Genomic DNA, 5,057 nt, shown 5'->3' with positions numbered 1-5,057 from the left:
CCGGGCGCCGCTGGGCCGGTACGAAGGCGGTGGCCTCGTACGACGGAGGGTGCAGCGCCGCCATGATCTCGTCGGGCGTGGGCCGGCCGGCGGGGTCCTTGGCCAGGCACCGCCCGACCAGCGGAGCGAGGTCCGCGGGCACCCCCGTCAGGTCGGCCTCGTCGTGCACCACCTGGTAGGCCACGAGGTACGGGCTGTCGGAGTCGAAGGGCCCCCGGCCCGTCGCCGCGTGCACCAGCACCGCTCCCAGCGCGAACACGTCCGCGGCGGGCCCGACCTCGCGGGGCCGCTGGAACTGTTCGGGCGCCATGTACGGCGGCGAGCCGATCAGCTTGCCGGTCTCGGTGCGCACGTCGCTGTCGTACGGCCGGGAGATCCCGAAGTCGATGACCTTGGGCCCGGTGTCGGGCAGCAGCACGTTGCTCGGCTTGAGGTCGCGGTGGATGACACCGGCCCGGTGGATGTCCCGCAGCGCCTCGGCGAGCCCGGCGGTGAGCCGGCGCAGTGCGGCGGGACTCATCGGGCCGTTCCGCTTGACCTGGGCGGAGAGCGTCGGGCCGGGAACGTAGAGGGTGGCCATCCAGGGCAGTGCGGCGGCCGGGTCGGCGTCCACGACCGGAGCGGTGAAGGCCCCGCTGACCCGCCGGGCGGCGGCCACCTCCTGCCGGAAGCGCGCCCTGAACTCGGGGTCCGCCGCGTGCTGCCGGTGCACGACCTTGACGGCGAGCTGCAGCCCGGAGGGCGAGCGCGCCAGGTGTACGACTCCCATGCCGCCCGATCCGAGACGTGCCTCCAGCCGGTACCGCCCGGCGTACTCCGGATGCTCCGCTTCCGGATGCGATCCGGTACCTCGCAGCGGCGGCATCGCCCACCCCCGTGTGTTCGTCCGCAAGCGCGACGCACGGAGCCTAGTCGATGGTGCGTTCGGGTCGGGTGGGGCTTGTTAGCCTGCGCGTCACACGTCACGCGTCGCGCGTTTCGGTATCGACGGGGGAGGCCTTCATGGGCGTTGGGGAGAACACCGGCACCACGGACAGCGGGACCAGGGGCGAGGAGGAGGTGACGGCGCTCGCGGCGGGTGTCGTCACGTATCCCGTCGCGCCCGGCTACCGCGTGAACGTCCGCAAGGGGCCGGGCACGAAGTTCGGCATCGTCCGGACGCTGCCTTACGGCATGAGCGTCCCGGTCTACTGCCAGAAGCCGGGGGAGCGGGTGACCGGCCCGTACGGCACGTCGAACCTCTGGGACAACATCGCCGCCGGCCAGTTCGTGGCGGACGCCTACGTCCACACGGGCAGTGACGGCTACATCGCCCCGCGCTGCGACTGACGCGGCCGGCCCTCGCCCGGGGATAATCGATCCCGTGAGCGAGAACAGCGAGACATCCGGCACGACCTCCGGCGGCACGTCACCGGGTCCGCGGCCCGAACCCCTCCGTTTCTTCGGTACGACCTGGGTCGACCACGACGGCGGCTACGGGCTGCGGCGGGCGGGTGTCACCGCCGGGTCCCTCGTGGCGGCCGTGGCATCGTGCTTCGTGCTCCGCTTCGCCTACCAGGGCCTGGAGATCGCCGAGGTCGGCGGCCTCGTCGGCATGCTGGTCGTGCTGATGTTCGCGATCTGCAGCGCCGTCGCGTTCCGCAGGACCTGGGACGGATTCGTCCGCCGCCCGGCCGATCCGTCCGCCGAGGACCGGCTGCGCGGCCTCAAGTCGATCGGCTTCATCGGCTCGCTCCTCGCCTACTTCTTCCGCTCGTTCGCCGAGGCGCCGGGCGAGGGGCTGCGGCGCACCGAGTACGAGACGGCGCTCGCCCAGTACACCAAGCGCCGCTCGACCCGCACCGGCAATCCGGCGGCCCGCCGTAACGGCCGGGGCAAGCGGCCCGGACGCAGGTAGAAGACGCACGGCGGACAGCGCGAGCGCACAACGCACAGCGTTCGGCAGACAGCGGCAGGGGACTCCGGTCCCCTGCCGCTTCGTCGTCCCCACCACCGGAACCCACCGGAACTCACCGGACTCACCGGACCCACCGGTACCCCTCGTCCCCCCTCCCCCGTGCCGGCCCCGCGCCGCACGGGCCTCTCGCACGCCCGGCCCGGCCGGGCCTCTCCTCGCCCGCCCCTTGACGGGGGACGACGGCAGGACGAATATTCATCACATGATGAAATACTTGGACGCCGCCAGGACAGGCGCCGTCGAGGCCCGGGGACTCACCGTCGTACGAGGCGACCGCACCGTCCTGCGCGATCTCGCCTTCACCGTCGAGCCCGGGAGGATCACCGGCCTCCTCGGCCCGTCGGGCTGCGGCAAGTCCACGCTCATGCGCGCCGTCGTCGGAACCCAGGCGGGGGTGGCCGGCACGCTCGACGTCCTCGGCCACCCGGCCGGCCATCCCGCGCTGCGGTCCCGCGTCGGCTACGTCACCCAGGCCCCCTCCGTCTACACCGACCTCACGGTCCGGCAGAACCTGGACTACTTCGCGGCCGTGCTCCTCCCTGGCCGAGGCCGTGGCGCGGCCCGCCGGGAAGCGGTCGGCCGGGCCGTCCGCGACGTCGATCTCCTCGACCACGCGGAATCCCTCGCCGGAAACCTCTCCGGTGGTCAGCGCAGCCGCGTCTCCCTCGCCGTCGCCCTGCTGGGCACGCCCGAACTGCTCGTCCTGGACGAACCGACCGTCGGCCTCGACCCCGTACTCCGCCGGGACCTGTGGACGCTGTTCCACACCCTCGCCGACCGGGGCACCACGATCCTGGTCTCCTCGCACGTCATGGACGAGGCCGAGCGGTGCCACCGGCTGCTGCTGATGCGCCGGGGCGAGATCCTCGCCGCCGACACGCCCGGGGCGCTGCGCACCCGGACCGGCTCCGCGACCGTCGAGGAGGCGTTCCTCCACCTCGTCGACGAGGCCGCCACCACCCCGGAAGAGGCGACACGATGAGCACGACGACCTCCGCCGTGAACCCCGCCCGGGCGCTGGCCACCGCCGCCCGCGTCCTGCGCCAGCTCCGTCACGACCCGCGCACCGTCGCGCTGCTCCTGGTCGTCCCGGTCCTGATGATCACCCTGCTGCGCTACGTCTTCGACGCCAGTCCGCACACCTTCGACACCATCGGCGCGTCCCTGCTGGGGATCTTCCCGCTGATCACGATGTTCCTGGTGACCTCGATCGCCACCCTGCGCGAACGCACCTCCGGCACACTCGAACGCCTCCTGGCCATGCCCCTGCGCAAGGGTGACCTGATCGCCGGGTACGCGCTGGCGTTCGGCACGGTCGCCGTAGCCCAGTCCGTCCTGGCCACGGCCCTGTCGGTGGGGGTCCTCGGACTGGACGTGACCGGTTCCCCCTGGCTCCTCCTGCTGGTGGCCCTGCTGGACGCGCTCCTGGGCACCGCGCTCGGCCTGTTCGTCTCGGCGTTCGCCTCCTCCGAGTTCCAGGCGGTCCAGTTCATGCCGGCCGTGATCTTCCCCCAGTTGCTCCTGTGCGGCCTGTTCACCGCGCGCGACCGGATGCACCCCGTCCTCGAAGCGGTCTCGGACGTCATGCCGATGTCGTACGCGGTGGACGGCATGAACCAGGTCCTCACGCACACGGACACCACCACCGCCTTCTACCGGGACATTCTGGTCGTGGCGGGCTGCGCCGTGCTCGTCCTCTGCCTCGGGGCGGTCACCCTCCGCCGCCGCACCGGCTGAGGCGCCGGTGCGAGGATGGCGGAAACGACGTGTACCGCCACCCGGAGGATGAACCGCATGACCCAGACAGTCGCAGTCCTCGGCACAGGAAAGATCGGCGAGGCTCTGCTCAGCGGCATGATCCGGGCGGGCTGGCGGGCATCCGACCTGCTCGTCACCACCCGGCGCTCCGAGCGGGCCGAGAAGCTCCGCACCCGGTACGGCGTCGAGTCCGTCAGCAACGCGGAGGCGGCGAAGGCCGCCGACATCCTGATCCTCGCGGTCAAGCCCCAGGACATGGGCACGCTCCTGGACGAACTCGCGCCGCACGTCACCGCCGACCGCCTCCTCATCAGCGCGGCCGCCGGCATCACGACCGCGTTCATCGAGGACCGCCTCACCGCGGGCACCCCGGTCGTACGCGTCATGCCGAACACACCCGTCCTCGTGGACGAGGGCATGTCGGTCATCTCGGCGGGCAGCCACGCCACCGCGGAACACCTGGCGCACGCCGAGGCCATCTTCGGCGGTGTCGGAAAGACACTCCGCGTCCCGGAATCACAGCAGGACGCCGCGACCGCGCTCTCCGGCTCGGGGCCCGCCTACTTCTACTTCCTCGTGGAGGCCATGACCGACGCCGGCATCCTGCTCGGTCTCCCGCGTGCACAGGCCCACGACCTGATCGTGCAGGCGGCCATCGGAGCCGCGGTCATGCTCCGGGACAGCGGCGAGCACCCCGTGAAGCTCCGTGAGGCAGTGACCAGCCCTGCCGGCACCACCATCAGTGCGATCAGGGAGCTGGAGAACCACGGCGTCCGGGCGGCGCTCATCGCCGCCCTGGAGGCGGCCCGCGACCGCAGCCGCGAGCTGGCCTCCGGCAACGGCTGAGCGGCCGCTCCGCCACGGGCGGCGGTGTCCCAGGGGCCAAGGCCCGGCGACCCGCCACCCGTATGCCGGTACGGCGGCCGGCGGTGGATCCCGGCGGTCACGAGCGGCCCCGTCGGTCACGACCAGGGGCGGTGACCAGGCCGTGGCGGGGCCGGAACCGCCACCCGCCGGAGCCGGCCACAGCCGGGGTTGACACGGCCCGGAGGGATCCGTAGTGTGCTCCGAGTTGTCCGACGTGAGCGCCGACTCCGGTCGGTCCCCGGGCAGCCATTCCGCAGCAACCACTCGAATACGCGCGACATCCGTCGCACGTCTTTCTGTGCACGTGTGCGAAATGAGGAATCAGTGTTCGAAGGAGACCCGATTAGCGTCGGGGCCTGGGATTCCGCTAATGTCTCACCCGTCGGAACGGCCCAACGGCCGGGAAGGCGAAACCCGCTGACTGGGAATCAGGCCCGAAAGGATCTGATAGAGTCGGACTCGCCGGAAAGGGAAA

The 5,057-nt window shown here is 71.8% G+C and carries 6 protein-coding genes; 5 read left to right on the top strand and 1 reads right to left on the bottom strand.

The annotated features are described in order from the left end of the window. Positions 1–865: serine/threonine-protein kinase (locus ABZ371_RS28845; RefSeq protein WP_358684998.1), on the bottom strand; the 865-nt coding region annotated here is incomplete at its 3' end. Positions 866–1,002: 137 nt separating this feature from the next. Between ABZ371_RS28845 and ABZ371_RS28840 the strand changes: the two genes are divergently transcribed. The 5 genes from ABZ371_RS28840 (at position 1,003) to proC (ending at position 4,561) form a co-directional block, all read left to right on the top strand. Next, on the top strand, positions 1,003–1,329 hold the full coding sequence (locus ABZ371_RS28840; protein WP_358684995.1) for an SH3 domain-containing protein: 327 nt from the start codon (positions 1,003–1,005) through the stop codon (positions 1,327–1,329). A gap of 34 nt (positions 1,330–1,363) precedes the next feature. Beyond that, the gene (locus tag ABZ371_RS28835; RefSeq protein ID WP_358684993.1) at positions 1,364–1,897 is read left to right on the top strand and encodes a hypothetical protein; all 534 of its coding nucleotides are present in this window, start codon (positions 1,364–1,366) and stop codon (positions 1,895–1,897) included. Positions 1,898–2,159: 262 nt separating this feature from the next. Next, the gene (locus ABZ371_RS28830) at positions 2,160–2,939 is read left to right on the top strand and encodes an ABC transporter ATP-binding protein (protein WP_358684990.1); all 780 of its coding nucleotides are present in this window, start codon (positions 2,160–2,162) and stop codon (positions 2,937–2,939) included. Continuing rightward, on the top strand, positions 2,936–3,694 hold the full coding sequence (locus ABZ371_RS28825) for an ABC transporter permease (protein WP_358684988.1): 759 nt from the start codon (positions 2,936–2,938) through the stop codon (positions 3,692–3,694). Before ABZ371_RS28830 ends, ABZ371_RS28825 begins: the two co-directional genes overlap by 4 nt. 57 nt (positions 3,695–3,751) lie before the next feature. Beyond that, on the top strand, positions 3,752–4,561 hold the full coding sequence (gene proC, locus ABZ371_RS28820) for a pyrroline-5-carboxylate reductase (RefSeq protein ID WP_358684985.1): 810 nt from the start codon (positions 3,752–3,754) through the stop codon (positions 4,559–4,561). Positions 4,562–5,057: the final 496 nt, after the last annotated feature.

The organism is Streptomyces sp. NPDC005899 (assembly GCF_040629645.1).
Lineage (GTDB): Bacteria > Actinomycetota > Actinomycetes > Streptomycetales > Streptomycetaceae > Streptomyces.
The sequence above is the reverse complement of the archived record's forward strand: the minus strand, read 5'-3'. Positions and strand labels throughout refer to the sequence as shown.

Bases quoted from the DNA above. Each gene is read 5' to 3' on its own strand.
- ABZ371_RS28840 (WP_358684995.1), top strand. From the start codon at position 1,003: ATGGGCGTTGGGGAGAACACCGGCACCACGGACAGCGGGACCAGGGGC.
- ABZ371_RS28830 (WP_358684990.1), top strand. From the start codon at position 2,160: ATGATGAAATACTTGGACGCCGCCAGGACAGGCGCCGTCGAGGCCCGG.
- ABZ371_RS28825 (WP_358684988.1), top strand. From the start codon at position 2,936: ATGAGCACGACGACCTCCGCCGTGAACCCCGCCCGGGCGCTGGCCACC.
- proC (WP_358684985.1), top strand. From the start codon at position 3,752: ATGACCCAGACAGTCGCAGTCCTCGGCACAGGAAAGATCGGCGAGGCT.